We start from the raw sequence: 18,531 nt of genomic DNA, 5'->3' as shown, positions 1-18,531 counted from the left end.
CCGCTGGTGCTGTCCGCAGGCTGTATCCGCTACCGTCGTCGGGATCCGTGGTCCGTAGATTCTCTAGGGGACTCCATGAGTTGGCTGATCGCACAGGTCTGGATCTTGCTGCTGGTCTCGTTCGTGCTCGGCAGCGCGGCGGCCTGGCTGGTGTACCGCCTCCGACCGTCGAAGGGCGCGCACTGATGAGCTCGCTGCTGCGGAACAACTGGCTGTGGTCGCTGCTGGCGTTCATGCTCGGCGCGGCGATCACCTGGGTCCTGCTCGACCGGCGCGTACCCGCCGGTCTCCCTGGGCCGGCGCCCGTCGAGGAAGAACCGCTCGACGAGAAGGAAGCGGTCCTGGTCGGGGCCGGTGTAGCCGAGCCCGAGCGCCCGGCCACGCCCGAGCCGGTGTTCTCCCGGTTGATGGCACCAGGCCGGCCCGAAGAGCTGAAACTCTTCGACACGGATCCCGACACAAACGCGACCGAGACGCAGGTGCACGACGACGTACCGCCGGGACGGTACGGTGTGGGCTCGGCCGATGCGGTACCGCACCAGGGTCCGCCGGACGGGTTCACCATCAAGGGCAAGGCCCAGTCGATGCTGTTCCACACCCCTGAGTCGCCGTACTACGGCCGGACCAAACCCGAGGTCTGGTTCCGCAGCGAGGCCGACGCCGAACGCGCCGGTTTCACCAAGTACGCCCGCCGCCCGCGCAAGTCGGCGAACCCCGGGGAACACTGACGGTTAGGGCGTCGAGGCCCCTATTTGCTTGTACTGGCAAAAGACCGTCAGACTGACCTGCAACGCCTGGCCGGAACCGTCCATCCGACGGCGTCACCACATCACCGGTCTCCTCCGGATCCATCGCGCTGCCCCTCTCCGGACCCGTCCGCCGGAGTACGAACCCCGCAACGGGGTACGGGAAACAGTGCATGTCCGGGTGAGCCCACCCATACACCGCCACCTGCCGTGGCGGCAGGCCGCTGTACCGCTAGGTTTGGAGACACCCGATGGAGGTGAGCGTGACCGACATGCTGCCGGAGCAGCACCACGGACTGACGAAGAGTGACCCGCTGTGGTTCAAGCGGGCCGTCTTCTACGAGGTGCTCGTGCGGTCGTTCAAAGACTCGAACGCCGACGGCATCGGCGATCTGCAAGGCCTGACCGAGAAACTCGACTACCTCGAGTGGCTCGGCGTGGATTGCCTCTGGTTACCCCCGTTCTACCCGTCGCCACTGCGCGACGGCGGCTACGACATCTCCGACTACACCGGAGTGATGCCGGAAGTCGGCACGATCGCCGACTTCGCCGCGTTCATGGAGGCCGCGCACACGCGCGGGATCAGGATCATCGTCGACTTCGTGATGAACCACACCTCCGACCAGCACCCCTGGTTCCAGGCCTCGCGGGAGGACCCCGACGGCCCGTACGGCGACTTCTATGTCTGGTCCGACACCGACGACAAGTACTCCGACGCGCGGATCATCTTCGTCGACACCGAACAGTCGAACTGGACCTGGGACCCGGTCCGCGGCCAGTACTTCTGGCACCGGTTCTATTCCAACCAGCCGGACCTGAACTTCGAGAACCCGGCCGTCGGCGACGCGATGATCGAGGCGCTGAAATTCTGGCTCGACCTCGGCGTGGACGGCTTCCGGCTCGACGCGGTGCCGTACCTGTTCGAGACCGAGGGCACCAACTGCGAGAACCTGCCGCGCACCCACGAGTTCCTCAAGCGGGTCCGCAAGGAGGTGGACGCGAACTACACCGACCGCGTCCTGCTCTGCGAGGCGAACCAATGGCCGGCCGACGTGGTCGAGTACTTCGGCGACCGCGACTCCGGTGGCGACGAGTGCCAGATGGCGTTCCATTTCCCGGTGATGCCGCGCATCTTCATGAGCGTACGGCGCGAATCGCGGTTCCCGATCTCGGAGATCCTCGCGCAGACCCCGGAGATCCCGGACACCTGCCAGTGGGGCATCTTCCTGCGCAACCACGACGAGTTGACGCTCGAGATGGTCAGCGACGAGGACCGCGACTACATGTGGGGCGAGTACGCCCAGGACCCGCGGATGAAGGCCAACATCGGCATCCGCCGCCGGCTGGCGCCGCTGCTGGACAACGACGTGAACAAGATGGAGTTGTTCACCGCGCTGCTGCTCAGCCTGCCCGGCTCCCCGATCCTGTACTACGGCGACGAGATCGGCATGGGCGACAACATCTGGCTCGGCGACCGCGACGGTGTCCGGACCCCGATGCAGTGGTCGCCGGACCGCAACGCCTCGTTCTCCACCGCCACGCCGGGCAAGCTCAGCCTCCCGGTGATCATGGACCCGGTCTACGGCTTCCAGGCGGTCAACGTCGAGGCCGAGATGGAGAACGCCTCGTCGCTGCTGCACTGGACCCGGCGGATGATCCAGGTCCGCAAGCAGCACCCGTGTTTCGGCATGGGTACCTTCACCGACCTGGGGGGTTCGAACCCGAGCGTGCTGTCGTACGTGCGCCAGTTCGGTGACGACGTGGTGCTGTGCGTGAACAACCTGTCGCGCTTCCCGCAGCCGATCGAGCTGGACCTGCGGCAGTGGCAAGGGGTGGAGCCGATCGAACTGCTCGGCGGGGTGCACTTCCCGACCATCGGGGAGCTGCCCTACCTCCTGACGCTCGGCTCCCACGGTTTCTACTGGTTCCGGCTTCCGGTCGCGAAGCCGGCTGACCATGAGGAGAGCATTTCGTGACTTCCCATCTGGACCAGGTCCAGTCCTTCTGCGCGAGCCAGAGGTGGTTCGGCGAGAAGGGACACGACGTCCATGTCGACGCGATGGCCACCTCGGTGTGGCTGTCCGAGGCCGGCGTCTGGCCCGCGGTCCGGATCGGGTTCGTCTACTGCGCCGGTCCGCCCGGGTCGGAAACCCCGATCCGGGTGTACCAGCTGCCGCTCAGCTACCACCGGGCACCGGTCGAGAACCTCGGCCATGCCCTGGTTGGTGAGTGGGAGGAACCGGACCTGGACGGGGCCTTGGTCTGGGTGTACGACGCGTTGCACGACAAGGAAGCGACGCCGTACTGGCTGGAGGGCCTGACTCACGGACGACAGCTGGACGGGGTGGAGTTCCACCCGGTCCACTCACCCGACCGGAGCACCGTCGTACCGGAGGGCGCGCAGTCGCTGGTGCTCACGGTGGAGCAGAGCAACACGTCGCTGGTGTTCTCGGACGTGGCTTTGCTGAAGGTGTTCCGTCGGCTCGAGCCCGGGAGCAACCCTGGCGTCGAGATCGAGTCGGCGCTCACCGAGGCCGGGTCCGAGCTGGTTCCGGAGGTGCTCGGATCGGCGCGCGGCTCGTGGCCGCGGGCCGGCGGCGGCACCGACAGCGGTGAGCTGGCGATGATGACGGCGTTCCAGAAGAACGCCACCGACGGCTGGTCGTTCGCGACCTCGTCGGTGCGAGATCTCTACGCCGAGGCCGACCTGCATGCCGAGGAGGTCGGCGGGGACTTCGCGGCCGAGTCGCACCGGCTCGGCGCGAGCACCGCGCAGGTCCACTCCGAGCTGGCCAAGGCGCTCGGCACGGACATCTGGGAGCCGTCGAAGCTGGTCGAGCACGCCGCGGCGATGCGCCGCCGCCTCGACCTGGCCGCCACGGCCATCCCTGAACTCATGCCGTACGCCGCCGGCCTGGCCCGCGCGTTCGACGCGCTGGCGGCGCTCGACCAGCCGGTGACGGTGCAGCGGATCCACGGCGACTTCCATCTCGGTCAGGTCCTGAGGACCATCGACGGCTGGAAGCTGATCGACTTCGAGGGTGAGCCGGCCAAGTCGCTGATCGAGCGGCGGGCGCTGGACACTCCGGTGAAGGACATCGCCGGGATGCTGCGGTCGTTCGACTACGCGGCCCGGTCGCTGCTGGCCGACCACGAGGGCGACCAGCAGATCGCCTATCGCGCGGCCGAGTGGGCGAGCCGGAACCAGCGGGCCTTCTGCGACGGGTACGCCGAGGTCGCGGGCACCGATCCGCGCGAGCAGGACGTCCTGCTGAGCGCGTTCCTGGCCGACAAGGTGATCTACGAGGTGCTCTACGAGGCCCGGAACCGGCCGACCTGGCTGCAGATCCCGCTCTCCGCGGCGGCCCACTTGGCCGAAAAATAAGACCCACACAGGCTTCGCCTGGGTGCGGTGAAGGCAGACTCGATCGGGCAGGATGGGGTTCATGGGAGCGAGCGAGCACGACGCCATGGAGGTGCCGGCCGTACCGGCGGAGAAGCCTGTGGTGACAGCGGTTCCGGTGGACCGGACGGTGCTGGAGCGGCTGGTCGGTGGGACGTACCACGACCCGCATCAGGTCCTCGGGCCGCATCTCGGCGAGCACGGCGTCACGGTCCGCGTGCTGCGCCCGTTCGCCCAGACGGTGACCGTGCTGTACGACGGCCAGCGGCTCGAGCTGCGGCACGAGTTCGAGGGTGTCTGGGTCGGCGTACTGGTCGACATCGACAAGGTGCCCGACTATCGCCTCGAGATCACCTACACCGACGGCCCGGCGATCGAGCTGGACGACCCGTACCGCTACCTCCCGTCGCTCGGTGAGGTCGACCTGCATCTGATCGGCGAGGGCCGGCACGAGCAGCTGTGGACTGTCCTCGGCGCCCACGTGCGCCGGTACGACGGCCCTGCCGGAGCGGTCACCGGGACGTCGTTCGCGGTGTGGGCCCCGGGTGCGCAGGGCATCCGGCTGACCGCGGACTTCAACTTCTGGGACGGCCGCGCACACCCGCTGCGCTCGCTGGGATCGTCCGGCGTGTGGGAGCTGTTCGTCCCCGGCGTCGGCCCGGGCACGCGGTACAAGTTCGACATCTGCGGTCGCGACGGCGTCTGGCGGCAGAAGGCCGACCCAATGGCCAACCTGGCCGAGACTCCCCCGGCGAACGCTTCCGTCGTGCACGAGTCGTCGTACGAGTGGAACGACTCGGCCTGGCTGGAGCGGCGGGCGGCTGCGCAGCCCTACGCCGAGCCGATGAGCGTGTACGAGGTGCACCTCGGCTCCTGGCGGAAGGGGAAGTCGTACCGCGAGCTGGCCGACGAGCTTGTTGCCTATGTCAACGAGATGGGCTTCACCCACGTCGAGTTGATGCCGGTGATGGAGCACCCGTTCGGCGGCTCCTGGGGCTACCAGGTGACGTCGTACTTCGCGCCGACCTCGCGCTTCGGCGACCCCGACGACTTCCGGCACCTCGTCGACGCGCTGCACCAGGCCGGCATCGGCGTGATCGTCGACTGGGTGCCGGCGCACTTCCCGAAGGACGCCTGGGCGCTGGCCCGCTTCGACGGGACGCCGCTGTACGAGCACCCGGATCCGCGCCGCGGCGAGCAGCCGGACTGGGGCACGCTGGTCTTCGACTTCGGCCGGCCGCAGGTGCGCAACTTCCTGGTCGCGAACGCGATCTACTGGGCCGAGGAGTACCACATCGACGGGCTGCGGGTGGACGCGGTCGCCTCGATGCTCTATCTGGACTACTCCCGCGCCGAGGGCCAGTGGGTGCCGAACCAGTACGGCGGGCGGGAGAACCTGGAGGCCGTCTCGTTCCTGCAGGAGATGAACGCGACGCTCTACAAGCGCGTCCCCGGCGTCATCACCGTCGCCGAGGAGTCGACCTCGTGGCCGGGCGTCACCCGGGCGACGCACCTGGGCGGGCTCGGGTTCGGCTTCAAGTGGAACATGGGCTGGATGAACGACTCGCTCCGCTACCTGGAGCACGAGCCGATCCACCGGCAGTACCACCACCACGAGCTGACGTTCTCGATGATGTACGCCTACTCGGAGAACTTCGTGCTGCCGCTGTCCCACGACGAGGTTGTGCACGGCAAGGGTTCGCTGCTGCGCAAGATGCCGGGCGACCGGTGGCAGCAGCTGGCGACGCTGCGCGCGTACCTGGCGATGATGTGGGCGCACCCGGGCAAGCAGCTGCTGTTCATGGGCTCAGAATTCGGGCAGGAGTCGGAGTGGTCGGAGAAGGGCGAGCTCGACTGGTGGCTGCTGGACCACTCGGACCACCGAGGTCTGCAGCAGCTGGTCCGCGACCTGAACGGCGTCTACCGCGACACCGCCGCCCTGTGGCGGAGCGACCACGCGCAGGAGAAGTTCAGCTGGATCGACGCCAACGATGCGAGCAACAACATCTTCTCCTTCGTCCGGTACGGCGACGACGGCGAACCGACGATCGCCTGCGTGGCGAACTTCTCCGCCGTACCGCACCACGGTTACCGGCTCGGCCTCCCGTACGGCGGCGAGTGGGCGGAGGCGGTCAACACCGACGCCGACACGTACGGCGGTACGGGCGTCGGCAACTTCGGCTCGGTCCAGGCTGACGGACCGGAGTGGCACGGGATGTCGACCAGCGCCGAGCTGTCCGTCCCACCCCTGGCCACGCTGTACCTGCGGTACACCGGGTAGCGTTCACGGGGTGACCGCCGAACCTCCGCTGACCGATGGTGAGCTGACGCTGCGACTGTCGCAGCAGGATGACCAGGTGGTGACCTTCGACGTCTCGCTGGCCGGCCCTCTGGGCACTGTCGAGGTACGGCGGAGCGCTCCCGGCGCCGGTCTGGTCTCGTGGGCTCTGGAGGGTGGACCCGAGGTCGCGCAGCGTGCTGTCCGGCTGGTGACCGAGTACGCGTTCGGAGAGCTCGGCCTGGAGCGGTTGCAGGTCGAGGTGGATCCGGAGCTGCGTGCGTCTGCCCGGGTGGCGATCCGGTCCGGTTACCGGCGCGAGGGCGTACTGCGTGGCGGCGCGTTGGTTGATGGTGAGCGCCGGGATGTGGCGGTGTACGGGATGCGCAGCGACGACCCGCGCCCGGACACCGTGCTGGGCTGGACCTCCTTGATGGACTCGACGCTGCCGAAGAAGCGCGTCATCGCGCATGTGGTGGTGCGGGACACGTCCGGCCGGGTGCTGCTGTGCCAGGTCAGCTACAAGAAGGATCTCGAGCTACCGGGTGGCGTGGTCGAGCCGGACGAGGATCCGGCGACCGGTGCGTCCCGTGAGATGGAAGAGGAACTCGGGGTCGCCCTGCCACTGCTCGGCGTACTCGCGATCGACTGGCTGCCGCGGTGGGAGGGCTGGGGCGACGCGATCGAGATCCTGTACGACGGCGGCGTCCACGATCCGTCGCTGCTCGACTCGCTGAGCCCGGACGGCTTCGAGATCCTCGGCCTGTCCTGGCACGCCCCGGACGCACTGGACGGGCTGGTGTCGCCGCTGAACGCACGCCGGTTGCCGCAGGTCTTGAAGGAGCCGTCCATGCTGCACAACCTGCGCGACGGTGCGCCGATCAGACCGGCAGGCGATTGAGGTCGGCCACACACCAGGCGTAGTGGCCGTCCTGCGCGTTCGCGTCGTAGATGGTCGCCGTCGTGATCGCGTACGCCGCGCGGTACAGGTGCATGCGCTCGCGGTCGTGGCCTAGCTTCTCGAAGCGATCGAGCAGCAGGGCGTCGAGGCGTCGAGCCTCCGGTCCGTACATGTCGAAGAACCCGGCGGCGAGCGCGGCGTCGAAGGTGTTGTCGCCGGCTGTGGAGTAGAAGCCCCAGTCCAGCACTGCCGCGGTCCGTGAGCCGTCCATCAGCAGGTTGGGCGGGCAGATGTCGCCGTGGATAACACTCAGGTTGTCCAACTCGATCTGCTCGAGCGCTGCGGTGAGTCTCGCCAGCAGACTGGTGAAGTCGGCGACGTCACGCTCGAGGTGATGCGCCGACTCCGCGGCGCGGCGTCGTACGAGGGCTGCGAGCGCCTCGCCCCAGGACAGTCCGTCACGCCGGAACGGCTGGTTGAGCACCAGCAGTTGCTGACTCGCGGGACCGGCCGTGGTCGTGCCGAGGGCCTCGACGACGGCGACGAACGCATCGAGGGCGTCGTCCTCGGGGAGGTTCGCCTCGTGCAGCGGCGTACCGGTCAGCTTGTCCTCGACGGTGACGGCCAACCCGTTGCCGTCCGCATGGATCTCACGGATCCGCGGCGTACGGAACGGAAGGCTCGGCAACTCGTCCAGGAACGCCTGCATCGGACGTACGTCGTCCGGCCGGCGATCGAACCAGATCTTGCGCACCTGGCCGTCACCGAGGTCGTAGACGGCGCCTTCCATGCCCTGACCGATCAGCTCCACCCGCGGAAGTCTGCCCGGATCGGGGCGGCCGGTCCAAGTGGATTACTTCACGAAGCGGATGGTCAGTGGGTAGCGGTACTCGGTGCCGCCCGCGGCCGCGACGGTCGCCAGGATGATGACGATCAGCGCCGCCACCGCGCCGATCAGGATCAGCGGGACGATGATCAGTACGCCGAGGCCGAACGTGATCAGGATCAGGATCACCGCGACGGCGGTGTAGATGAGCAGCGAGAGCTGGAAGTTGAGCGACTCCAGCGCGTGCTGCCGGACGAAGTCCGACCGGTACCGGTAGATCAGCCAGATCACCAACGGGCACAGGAATCCCATCGCGAACCAGGCCGCGACCAGAACCCCGATGTGGGCCACCATCGCCCACGTCCGCTCCTCCGAGGCCGACAACGGCGGCCCGACGTTCGGCGCACTCATACTCCAGTCAAGCACGCCCGGCACGCTCCGTCACCGATTCCTTTTCGCGCCGCCCTGGTCTGTATCTGTGCAGCGATTGTCGAGAGAGGACACCAGTTATGGCGAGCAAGCAGTCGGAGGCGGTCAAGGCGCACTGGGCGGCGGCGCGGGCCGGGGGTCCGGAGGCGGCCGACCAGGAGGCCGCTGACCACGGGTGGGCCGTGCTGACCACCGAGCCGCGCGGAGTCGACTACCTGTCGGTCGAGGAGCTTCCCGCGGTGTGGATCGTGCCTCATGGCGCTGCGTCGGATCGAGCGTTGTTGTGTCTGCACGGTGGTGGGTTCATCAGCGGGTCGATGTACTCGCACCGGAAGATGTTCGGTCACCTCGCGAAGGCGGCCGGGGTGCGGGCGCTGGTCGTGGACTACCGCTTGGCGCCGGCGTACACGCATCCGGCAGCGGTCGACGACACGACAGCGGCGTACCAATGGCTGCTCGATCAGGGATTCGCTGCTCAGCGGATCGCGATCACCGGGGACTCGGTCGGCGGCGGGCTCGCGATCACGACGCAGTTGCGCGCCCGGGAGCGTGGTCTGCCAGTGCCTGCCGCAGCCATGCCGTTCTCACCGGCGGTGGACTTCGAGGCGACCGGGACGTCGTACGACACCAATCGGGACCGGGACGCCTTCTTCCACCGGGACCTCGTGCGCGGGCTCGCCGGGATGTTCCTCGGGCCGGACGGTGATCCGCGGGACCCGCTGGTGAACCCGCTGTACGGCGACCTGACCGGACTCGGGCCGATCTACATCCAGGTTGGCGGAGACGAAGTACTGCTGGACGACGCGCACATGCTCGCCGCGGCGGCCGAGAAGGCCGGGGTCGAGGTGCGGCTCGACGTCTTCCCGGACATGCAGCACACCTTCCAGATGGCCGCCGGCCGCGCACCCGAGGCGGACGACGCGATCGAGCGCATGGCGGCCTGGGTCCGCCCGCACCTGGGGCTGACAGACTGATGCACGATGTCGACGTCCAAGGAGCCGCGATGACGGGCGAGTCCGAATTTGCTCGTCGTACCGAACCGTTCCGGAAGGAACTGCTGGCGCACTGCTACCGCCTGATGGCGTCGGTGGACGAGGCCGAGGATCTCGTCCAGGAGACGTACCTGCGGGCGTGGCGGTCCTTCTCGACGTTCGAAGGCCGCTCGTCTGTGCGGGTGTGGCTGTATCGGATCGCTACCAACGCGTGTCTGACCGCGCTCGAGCAGCGTGGCCGGCGAGCGCTACCCTCCGGTCTTGGCGCTCCCAGTCAGGACCTGTCCGGTACTGCGCCTTCGCTGCCCGACGGGGTCACCTGGGTGGAGCCGATCCCGGATGCGTTGGTGATCTCCTCCGAGTCTGCCGATCCGGCCGCCATTGTCACGACTCGGGAGAGCCTGCGGCTGGCGTTGATCGCTGCGCTGCAACACCTTCCGCCGAAGCAGCGCGCCGTACTGATCCTCCGCGAAGTCCTCGCGTTCCCGGCTGCCGAGGTGGCGACGATGCTCGACACCTCGGTGGCCGCGGTCAAGAGCACCTTGCAACGGGCGCGCGCCCGCCTGGACGAGACCGCACCTGCGCGTGGCGAGGTGATCGAACCGAGCGATCCGCAGGCTCAGGCGCTGCTCGCCGAGTACATCGCCGGCTTCGAGAACGCCGACACGGCCGCCCTCGAACGCGCCCTGCGCACCGACGCCGCGCTCGAATTGGTCGGGAGCCCGGCCTGGTTCAACGGCCGGGTCATGTGTCTGCGCGTCCTCGACGAGGCGGTCGGCAAGGCAGGCGACTGGCACATGCTGCCCACGCTGGCCAATGGCCAGCCGGCTACCGTCGCCTATCTCCGCTCGTCCGTCGACGGCCCGCACGAGGCCCTCGGTGTCGCTCTGCTGACGCCGACTGCCTCCGGGCTGACCCACATCCACGTCTTCAGCGATCCCGAGCTCGCTCGCCGGTTCGGCTTCCCGCTCACGTATCCAGAGAGTTGATCAGGGTGGACTCGGCCCAGCGGCTGGTGCTGATCAGCGCGAGCGCCAGGATGCCGAGACCCAGCCCGAGGACCGGCCACCACAGGATGTGTTCGGCGCGCGTGAACGCTTCGGGGCTGAGGGCCGTCGTCGATCCGACGATCGTGCCGGCGATGGCCACCCCCAGCGTGGTGCCGGTCTGGCGGGCCGCCGAGGCCACGGAGGCTGCCAGGCCGGCCATCGAGGTGGGCATGCCGGAGACGGCTGTGTTCGTGATCGGCGGGTTGACCATGCCGAGGAAGAGGCCGAACAGCAAGTAGATCGCGAGTACGACGGGCAGCGGTGTGTCCACGCCGATCGCCTGCGACGCCGCCGCTCCCAGGGCCAGCGCACTGCCGGCGATCACCAACGGCAGGCGCGATCCCCGGGTCCCGACGATCCGGCCCGTGGACGGCGAGAGCACCAGGATCAATCCGCCGACGGGCAGCAGGGACAGGCCGGCGGTGACGGCCGAGAGTCCGCGGATGTTCTGCAGGTACAGGGTTGTGACGAACAGGAAGGCGCCGAATCCGCAGAGCGCGAACAAGGCCATCAGGATCGCCGAACTGAACGGCACGCTCCGGAACAGCCTCAGCTCCAGCAGCGGCTGCTGCCTGCGGCGCTCGTAGGTCAGGAGCCCGATCGCCGCCAGTACCGCCATCACGAGCAGTCCGAGGATCAGCGGTGACGTCCAGCCGAGCTTCTCCGACTCGATGATCGCGTACACGAGTCCGCCGAGCATCAGGACCACCAGCACCTGTCCGATCGGGTCGAAGCGCCGTACCCTCGCCGGGCGGGACTCTGGAACGAACAGCCCGGTGCAGATCACCGCGGCAACCACGATCGGCACATTCACCCAGAAGATCGACTGCCAGCCGAGCCCGTCGACCAGTACTCCGCCCAGGATCGGCCCCAGCGCCAACGACAGACCGGACATCGAACCGAACACGCCGATCGCCCTGGCCCGCTCAGCCCGGTCCGGGAACGTCGTCGCGACGATCGCCATCGCCACCGGGTTGAGCATCGTCCCACCGACAGCCTGCACCGCCCGGGCACCGATCAACCAACCGACGCTCGGCGCCAGGCTGCACAGCAGCGAACCGATCCCGAACACCACGAGCCCGATCTGGAACACGCGCTTGCGCCCGACCCGATCAGCCATCGAACCGGCCAGCAACAGGAAGCTCGCCAGCACCAGCGTGTACGCATCGACCGTCCACTGCAGGTCCGCCACCGAGGCACCGAGGTCGGTCCGGATCGACGGCAGGGCGACGTTGACGATGGAAATGTCCATCACCACGACGATGATGCTCGCGCAACACACCGCCAGCACCGCCAGCCGCCGCCCGCGGCTCAGCTCGGTCGAGACGTCGTTCGCAACCGTTGAGACACTCATACCGACGACGCTAGGATTTAGAGCGTGCTCGAAGTCAACAAGCAATCACCCGAGGCGAAACCGCAGCCGTCCGAGGCCGGCGGCCCGACTGCTGAGGCGGGCATCAGCATTGCCGAGGCTGCCCGTGGTACCGGCGTGAGCGTCCACACCCTGCGCTACTACGAACGCGCCGGCCTGGTCGTCACCACCGTCGACCGCACCGCCGGCGGCCGCCGCCGCTACCACCAGCTGGACCTGGACTGGATCAAGGTCTGCACCCGCCTCCGCGCCACCGGCATGCCGATCCGAACCATCCGCCAGTACGCCGAACTGGTCACCGCCGGCCGCGGCAACGAGAAGGAACGCCTGGCCCTCCTGGAGTCCCACCGCGCCGAAGTCCTCGCCAAACTGGCCGACCTCCAGGACAACCTGGAACTCATCGACCACAAGATCGACGTCTACCGCGGCCGCCTCGAAGCCGGCACCGCCGACCGCCTCTGGGCCCCGACTCCCGACAACTGACTGCGACACACGATCAGCCTGCTCGACACAGTCAACGGCCACACAACCGACCGGACCTAGGCGCACAGGCGACCGGGCTCAACCGCACGGCTGACCGGACCTAGTCGCACAGGCGGCCGGGTCAGTCGCACAGGCCGGCGCGGCGGTGTGCAAGGAAGCGGCGTTCGGTCTCGTTGGCTGTGAGGGTGATCGCTGAGTCGTAGGCGTCGGCCGCTTCGTCGACTCGACCCAGGCGGGCAAGCACATCAGCTCGAGCAGCCGGCAGGTAGGCGTACGCCTTCAGGGCCGGTTCGTTGCTCAAGGCGTCGATTTCGGCGAGGACTGCTTCAAGGTCCGCCCCAGGCACCAGGCTGTGTGCGGCAGCCCGGTTGAGCGCCACGATCGGAGTCGGCCAGCTGACCATCATCGCGTCGTACATCCGGACCACCTGGGTCCAATTCGTCTTCTCCCACGACGGCGCGGTCACATGCAGCCCGGCAACCGCCGCCTGCAACACGAACCGTCCCTGACCACGATCCAGCGCAGCCGTCGCCCGCGACACTCCCTCCGCCAACATCCGCACATCCCACCGCGACCGGTCCTGGTCGGCCAGCAGTACCAACTCCCCGTCCTCGCTCAACCGCGCATCGCCCCGCGCCTCGGTCATCAGCAGCAGACCGAGCAACGCCTGCGGCTCCGTCTCCGTCGGCATCAACCGCACGAGCAGTCGCGCCAGCTCAACTGCCCGCCCGGTCAGATCCGCCCGAGTCAGGTCAGGCCCGGCTGCCACATGCCCGGCCGTGTAGACCAGGTGCACCACAGTCAGCACCGCATCCAGACGCCTGGACAGCTCGTGGTCCGCCGGGATCCGGTACGGGATCCCGGCCGCCGCGATCTTCTTCTTCGCCCGGGTGATGCGCGCGGCCGCCGTCGCCTCGCTGATCAGCAGACCCGCCGCCACCTCCCGCGTCGTCAGTCCACAGATCAGCCGCAACGTCAGTGCCACCTGCGAGTCCCGCGCCAAGGCCGGGTGGCAGCAGGTGAACACCAGCCGCAGCGGATCCGTCGGATGCTCGGCATCCCCCGGAGCGACCGGGTCCTCCACCAGCAGCGGGAGCTTCCGCCGCAGCGTGGTCTCCCGCCGCAGCCGGTCGAGCGCGAGCCGCCGAGCGACCGTGGTCAGCCAGCCACCCGGGTTCGACGGGATGCCGTCCGGCCACGTGCGCAACGCCTGCACGAACGCATCCTGCGTGCAGTCCTCGGCCAGATCCAGATCCCGCGTCAGCCGCACGACCGAAGCCAGCACCGTGGACCAACTCTCCCGGTGCACTCGGTCCACCACCCGAGCGACCTCCACCGCCACGACCTCACTCACCCCATCTCACTCCCGCCACGCACGCGAGCAGACGGTACGGCGGGCGGGCGGCACCACGAGCGGGCGTGCACTGCGAGCGGGCGTGCACTGCGACCGGGCGTGCCCTGCGACCGGCGGGCAGGCGGGTACGGCGGGTGGAGGAGTCCGCGTACCCGACTGCATGCCCTGTCTCAGGCCCTGTCTCAGGCCCTGTCTCAGGCCGGCTCTCAGGCCGGCGCTGAGCCTGCCGAGGTGTCCATGACCGGGCGGACCTCGACGTTGCCCGACGGGCAGAGCTTGGCCAGCTCGAGCGCCTGGTCGAGGTCGCGTGCCTCGATCACGTAGAAGCCCCCCAGGCCCTCCTTGGTCTCGATGAACGGGCCGTCGGTGACCAACGGCTCGGCACCCTCGCGGTTCTTGACCGTGCTCGCGGTACTGGAGCGCTCGAGCGCCTCGCCACCGAGAATCCGGGCGCCGGCCTTCTCGACCGCCTCGGCGAACGCGCCGTGCAGCTTCATCGCCTGCTGCCAATCCTCCGCGGTGACGTTGTCGTACCACTCTTCGCTGTCGAACAGCAGGAACATGTACTGCGCCATCTCCGGCTCCCTTGTGTCGGGCTTGTACTGGACATCTTGCTGACGAACGGCCCCGGGCGGAATCGACAGCGCCGACCACGAATCTCTCGGTCATGATTCGACTCACCTCACTGTGACGTGCCGGATACGGACAGCACCATCCTGGCGACCTCGCCTACCGTTGACCATGCACCGAACATGCACTCAATAGGAACTGACCCGGCATTCTGGAGGAACTTGATGGAGCACCTCGACGTCCTGATCGTCGGCGCGGGACTGTCCGGCATCGGTGCGGCCTATCGGCTCCAGACCCAGAGCCCGGACCGCTCGTACGCCATCCTCGAGGCGCGCGACAGCATGGGCGGCACCTGGGACCTGTTCCGCTACCCGGGGATCCGCTCCGACTCCGACATGTTCACGCTTGGCTTCCCGTTCCACCCCTGGAAGGCGGCGAAAGCGATCGCGGACGGCCCGGCGATCATGGAGTACCTCCGCGAGACCGCGAGCACCTACGGCATCGACCGCCGGATCCGCTATGGGCAGCGGGTCCTCAAGGCCTCCTGGTCGTCCGACGACGCGCAGTGGACCGTGGAGACGACCAAGGCGACGTACACCTGCTCGTTCCTGTATGTGTGCAGCGGCTACTACGACTACGACTCGGGCTATGTGGTCGACTTCCCGGGGCAGAGCGATTTCCAGGGTCGGATCGTGCATCCACAGCAGTGGCCGGACGACCTCGACTACAGCGGTCAGCGAGTGGTGGTCATCGGCAGTGGCGCGACTGCAGTGACGCTGGTGCCGGCCATGGCGGGTACGGCGGAACACGTGACGATGCTGCAGCGGTCTCCGAGCTATGTGGCGTCCCGACCTGCCCACGACGCGTTCTCCGACCGTCTACGTGCCGTATTGCCCGAGAAGCTCGCACACCGGTTGATCCGGAGTAAGAACGTCGCACTGAGCACAGCGCTCTACAGCGCGTTCCGGAAGTGGCCGGCGCATGCCGCGTGGCTCCTGAACAGCGCAGCGGCCAAGCAGCTGCCGGAGTCCATCCCAGCGGACCCGCACTTCACGCCCCGCTACAAGCCCTGGGACCAGCGGCTGTGTCTGGTGCCGGACGCGGACCTGTTCAAGGCTCTGCGCAATGGTTCGGCCTCGGTGGTGACGGATGAGATCGAGACCTTCACCCAGACCGGGCTGCGCCTGCAGTCCGGACGAGAACTGCAGGCCGACCTGGTGATCGCCGCGACCGGACTCCGGATGGTTGCCCTGGGCAAGATCGAGCTCACGGTGGACGGGCGATCGGTGGCGCCGCACGACACCTTCGTCTACAAGGGCATGATGCTGAGCGGTGTACCGAACCTGGCCTGGTGCATCGGTTACACCAACAACTCCTGGACGCTGCGCTCCGACCTGACGTCGCAGTACGTGTGCCGGCTGCTCAAACACCTCACCGAGACCGGCACCAGCATCTGCGTCCCTGAGATCGACCCGGCAGAGTACGACGCTCCACCGCGTCCGGTAGTCGATCTGTCGTCGGGGTACATCAAGCGAGCCGCAGCGATCCTGCCGCGCCAGGGCTCGACCGGCCCTTGGCGCCTCCGGCAGAACTACCCGCGCGACCTCCTGTCCCTCCGCTTCAAGCCGGTGAAGGACGGCACCATGCAGTTCAAGAGCCGGGCTACGGGATCGGTGCGGGCGGCTGAGGACCGACGTACGTCGCGATCGGGCGGATGATCTTCGGATCGGTGGCCTGCTCAAGGATGTTGGCGGACCAGCCGATCACGCGACTCACCGCGAACGTGGGCGTGAACATGGCACGCGGGATACCGCAGAGCTCCATCACCACACCGGCGTAGAACTCCACGTTGGCGTAGAGGTTGCGACCGGGCTTGAGCTCGGCCAGTACGTCGACAATGCGCTGCTCCACCGTGGTCGCGAAGTCCACCAGGTCTCCTCCGATCCCCCGCGCGATGTCACGCAGCATCAGCGAACGCGGGTCCTCGGTCCGGTAGACCGCGTGGCCGAAGCCCATGATGCGGTCACCGGCCGACACCTTCTCCCGCACCCACGAGTCGATGCGGTCCGGCGTACCGATCTCGTCGAGACTGGCCAGTGCCCGGTCCGGTGCGCCACCGTGCAGCGGCCCGGAGAAGGCCCCGATTGCTCCAGCGATGGCGGAGACCACGTCCGCACCCGTCGACGCGATCACCCGCGCGGTGAATGTCGAGGCGTTGAACCCGTGATCCAGAGTGGACACCAGGTAATGCTCGATCGCCGTTGCGTCGACAGCACTAGGCTCGTTGCCGGTCACGAGATACAGCCAGTTAGCCGCAGCGGTGAGATCGGCACGTGGCTCCAATGGCTCGAGTCCCTCGCGCAGCCGGTACAGCGCCGCCAGGATCGTCGGCGTCACCGCGCACACCAGCATCGCGTCGGCTTTCTGGCGCGCCGGATCCGCGTCCCACAACGGCGGCAGACGGCGTACGGCGGCCAGGAGTGACAAGGCTGTGCGCAGACCTGCGAGCGGGTTGAACACCGGACCCGCGGTCGCGATCGCGGGCAGCACGGCGCGAACCTCGTCGGGGAGCACGCGCAGCGGCGCCACTTCGGCGATGAAGCGCTCCCGCTCGTCGGCGGTCGGGAGATGCCCCTCGAACATCAGGAACCAGACGTCTTCGAGCGTCTTCGACTTGGCGAGATCGATCGCCGAGTACTGCCGGTAGTGGTAGAAACCTTCCTCACCGCGCACGTCGCCGAGGGTCGTCTCGGTGACCACGACATTGCGAAGGCCCGGCGGAACATTGATCGTTGTTGACATACCTTCAGAGTTGACAGGTGATCAATGATTGTCAATATTGATCCAGTCAATGTAACCGCCCACGGGAGCGGGATCGACGCTCGGAGGAGCGGGGAATGACCCAGCAGAGTGACGAGAATTACCTGACCACGGCCGAGGTCGCGCGCAGGCTGAAGGTGAAGCCGGAGACGATCTACGCCTACGTGAGCCGTGGTCTGCTGACCAGCGTGCGGGCTCGGGGACGCCGCGGGAGCTTGTTCGCGATCGCCGATGTCGAGCGCTTGGCCAGTCGGTCGGTCGAGCACTCGGGGGTGGTCGAGCAGATCGAGTCCGCGTTGACGCTGCTGGAGGACGACGAGCTCTACTACCGCGGTCATTCCGTGCGCGACCTCGCGATCAACTCGTCGGTCGAGTCGGTCGCGCACCTGCTGTGGACCGGCGAGCTGACCGCACAGCAGCCCTTCCCCGCGCCGCGCGACTCCGTGCAGCTCGCGCGCGCTGCGATGAACGTGCTGCCGGGTTCCGCGCGCTTGACGGACAAGCTGCGCGTCGCCGTCGCTGCATTGGGTGCTGCGGACCGCATGCGATTCGATCTGGCGCCGCGGTCGGTGACCAGCGTGGCCGAGAAGCTGATCGGCACGCTGATCGCCGCCCTGCCTGGTCCGTCCGTGACGGCGCGAGCGACGCTGGGCGCGCGGCTCTGGCCGAAGCTGTCGCCGCATCCACCGCGCCCCGAGGTGCTGGAGGCCGCGATGATCCTGATGGCCGATCATGGGCTGGCTGTGTCGACGGTCGCGGCGCGGGTGGCGGCCAGTGCCCGGGCGAATCTGTACGCCGTGGTGTCTGCGGGGCTCGGAGCGCTGGACGGGCAGTATCACGGCGCTGCGCCGACACTGGCGTACGAGTTCCTGGAGCGGGCTCAGCAGGATCCGCTCGCCGCTCTCTCGGACAGGCTGCGATCCGGTGAACCGGTGCCGGGCTTCGGGCACCGGATCTACCAGGAACGCGATCCGCGCGCCGAGGTACTGGGCGAACTGCTCGGCGACCACCCGATCACGGAGACGGTGAGCGTGCTCGCGGCACGTCTACCGTCGTTCCCGAACAGCGATCTCGCTGTGGCGGCGATGATGCACGCCTTCGACTTCCGCCCCGACGCCGGCGACGCCCTCTTCGCCCTCTCCCGCATCATCGGCTGGACCGCCCACGCCCTGGAGGAGTACGCCGCCCCACCGCTGCGCTACCGAGCCCAAGGCATCTACACAGGACACCCAAGCTAACCCACAGCGCACGCCGCCGGGGCTTGCCCGGCGCGGATCGCAAGGCACGGCGGGGATCGCGAGGCTTGCT

The 18,531-nt window shown here is 68.0% G+C and carries 15 protein-coding genes and 1 pseudogene; 10 read left to right on the top strand and 6 right to left on the bottom strand.

Annotated elements, in window-relative coordinates:
- Nucleotides 1-545: 545 nt before the first annotated feature.
- The 5 genes and pseudogenes from rplD to AB0I34_RS06680 form a co-directional block, all read left to right on the top strand.
- A pseudogene (gene rplD / locus AB0I34_RS06700) lies at nucleotides 546-728 on the top strand (50S ribosomal protein L4); the annotation flags it as partial.
- Between the two features lie 290 nt (nucleotides 729-1,018).
- Nucleotides 1,019-2,722, top strand: coding sequence for a maltose alpha-D-glucosyltransferase (gene treS, locus AB0I34_RS06695; protein WP_360440813.1), 1,704 nt, complete (start codon nucleotides 1,019-1,021; stop codon nucleotides 2,720-2,722).
- Nucleotides 2,719-4,131, top strand: coding sequence for an aminoglycoside phosphotransferase (locus tag AB0I34_RS06690; RefSeq protein WP_360440535.1), 1,413 nt, complete (start codon nucleotides 2,719-2,721; stop codon nucleotides 4,129-4,131). The genes treS and AB0I34_RS06690 overlap by 4 nt, the downstream gene beginning before the upstream one ends.
- 61 nt (nucleotides 4,132-4,192) lie before the next feature.
- A complete protein-coding gene (gene glgB / locus AB0I34_RS06685) occupies nucleotides 4,193-6,430 on the top strand; it encodes a 1,4-alpha-glucan branching protein GlgB (protein ID WP_360440533.1) in 2,238 nt (745 codons plus the stop codon).
- A 10-nt stretch (nucleotides 6,431-6,440) separates the two neighbouring features.
- A complete protein-coding gene (locus tag AB0I34_RS06680; RefSeq protein ID WP_360440530.1) occupies nucleotides 6,441-7,328 on the top strand; it encodes a GNAT family N-acetyltransferase in 888 nt (295 codons plus the stop codon).
- Here AB0I34_RS06680 and AB0I34_RS06675 read toward each other — a convergent pair.
- Both AB0I34_RS06675 and AB0I34_RS06670 read right to left on the bottom strand, forming a co-directional pair.
- Complete coding sequence (locus AB0I34_RS06675) at nucleotides 7,309-8,139, bottom strand: aminoglycoside phosphotransferase family protein (protein WP_360440527.1); 831 nt, start codon at nucleotides 8,137-8,139, stop codon at nucleotides 7,309-7,311. The two genes, AB0I34_RS06680 and AB0I34_RS06675, sit on opposite strands and share 20 nt — an antisense overlap.
- 42 nt (nucleotides 8,140-8,181) lie before the next feature.
- Nucleotides 8,182-8,580, bottom strand: coding sequence for a DUF4870 domain-containing protein (locus AB0I34_RS06670; RefSeq protein ID WP_360440524.1), 399 nt, complete (start codon nucleotides 8,578-8,580; stop codon nucleotides 8,182-8,184).
- 83 nt (nucleotides 8,581-8,663) lie between these two features.
- On the opposite strand from AB0I34_RS06670, the gene AB0I34_RS06665 reads away from it, so the two are divergent.
- Together AB0I34_RS06665 and AB0I34_RS06660 are read left to right on the top strand one after the other, a co-directional pair.
- Nucleotides 8,664-9,557 carry an alpha/beta hydrolase gene (locus AB0I34_RS06665; protein WP_360440521.1) on the top strand — a complete coding sequence of 298 codons (894 nt, stop codon included), beginning with the start codon at nucleotides 8,664-8,666 and terminating at the stop codon, nucleotides 9,555-9,557.
- Nucleotides 9,558-9,586: 29 nt separating this feature from the next.
- Nucleotides 9,587-10,564, top strand: coding sequence for a sigma-70 family RNA polymerase sigma factor (locus tag AB0I34_RS06660; RefSeq protein WP_360440518.1), 978 nt, complete (start codon nucleotides 9,587-9,589; stop codon nucleotides 10,562-10,564).
- On the opposite strand, the gene AB0I34_RS06655 is transcribed toward AB0I34_RS06660, so the two are convergent.
- On the bottom strand, nucleotides 10,545-11,978 hold the full coding sequence (locus AB0I34_RS06655; RefSeq protein ID WP_360440515.1) for an MFS transporter: 1,434 nt from the start codon (nucleotides 11,976-11,978) through the stop codon (nucleotides 10,545-10,547). The genes AB0I34_RS06660 and AB0I34_RS06655 overlap by 20 nt on opposite strands.
- 24 nt (nucleotides 11,979-12,002) lie before the next feature.
- On the opposite strand from AB0I34_RS06655, the gene AB0I34_RS06650 reads away from it, so the two are divergent.
- On the top strand, nucleotides 12,003-12,479 hold the full coding sequence (locus AB0I34_RS06650) for a MerR family transcriptional regulator (RefSeq protein ID WP_360440512.1): 477 nt from the start codon (nucleotides 12,003-12,005) through the stop codon (nucleotides 12,477-12,479).
- Nucleotides 12,480-12,600: 121 nt separating this feature from the next.
- On the opposite strand, the gene AB0I34_RS06645 is transcribed toward AB0I34_RS06650, so the two are convergent.
- Nucleotides 12,601-13,833, bottom strand: a complete 1,233-nt coding sequence (locus AB0I34_RS06645; protein ID WP_360440509.1) for a sigma-70 family RNA polymerase sigma factor — start codon at nucleotides 13,831-13,833, stop codon at nucleotides 12,601-12,603.
- A gap of 206 nt (nucleotides 13,834-14,039) precedes the next feature.
- Nucleotides 14,040-14,408: a YciI family protein gene (locus AB0I34_RS06640; protein ID WP_131517905.1), complete on the bottom strand. Its 369-nt coding sequence runs from the start codon at nucleotides 14,406-14,408 to the stop codon at nucleotides 14,040-14,042.
- 219 nt (nucleotides 14,409-14,627) lie between these two features.
- Between AB0I34_RS06640 and AB0I34_RS06635 the strand changes: the two genes are divergently transcribed.
- Entirely contained in the window at nucleotides 14,628-16,121 is a 1,494-nt protein-coding gene (locus tag AB0I34_RS06635) for an NAD(P)/FAD-dependent oxidoreductase (RefSeq protein WP_360440505.1), read from the top strand.
- On the opposite strand, the gene AB0I34_RS06630 is transcribed toward AB0I34_RS06635, so the two are convergent.
- Complete coding sequence (locus AB0I34_RS06630) at nucleotides 16,066-17,205, bottom strand: citrate/2-methylcitrate synthase (protein ID WP_360440502.1); 1,140 nt, start codon at nucleotides 17,203-17,205, stop codon at nucleotides 16,066-16,068. The genes AB0I34_RS06635 and AB0I34_RS06630 overlap by 56 nt on opposite strands.
- A 95-nt stretch (nucleotides 17,206-17,300) precedes the next feature.
- Between AB0I34_RS06630 and AB0I34_RS06625 the strand changes: the two genes are divergently transcribed.
- Nucleotides 17,301-18,461: a citrate/2-methylcitrate synthase gene (locus AB0I34_RS06625; RefSeq protein WP_360440499.1), complete on the top strand. Its 1,161-nt coding sequence runs from the start codon at nucleotides 17,301-17,303 to the stop codon at nucleotides 18,459-18,461.
- Nucleotides 18,462-18,531 lie beyond the last annotated feature (70 nt).

The organism is Kribbella sp. NPDC050281 (assembly GCF_040655855.1).
Taxonomy (GTDB): Bacteria; Actinomycetota; Actinomycetes; order Propionibacteriales; family Kribbellaceae; genus Kribbella.
Note: the sequence above shows the minus strand (reverse complement) of the source record. Positions and strands in the feature narration are given on the sequence as shown.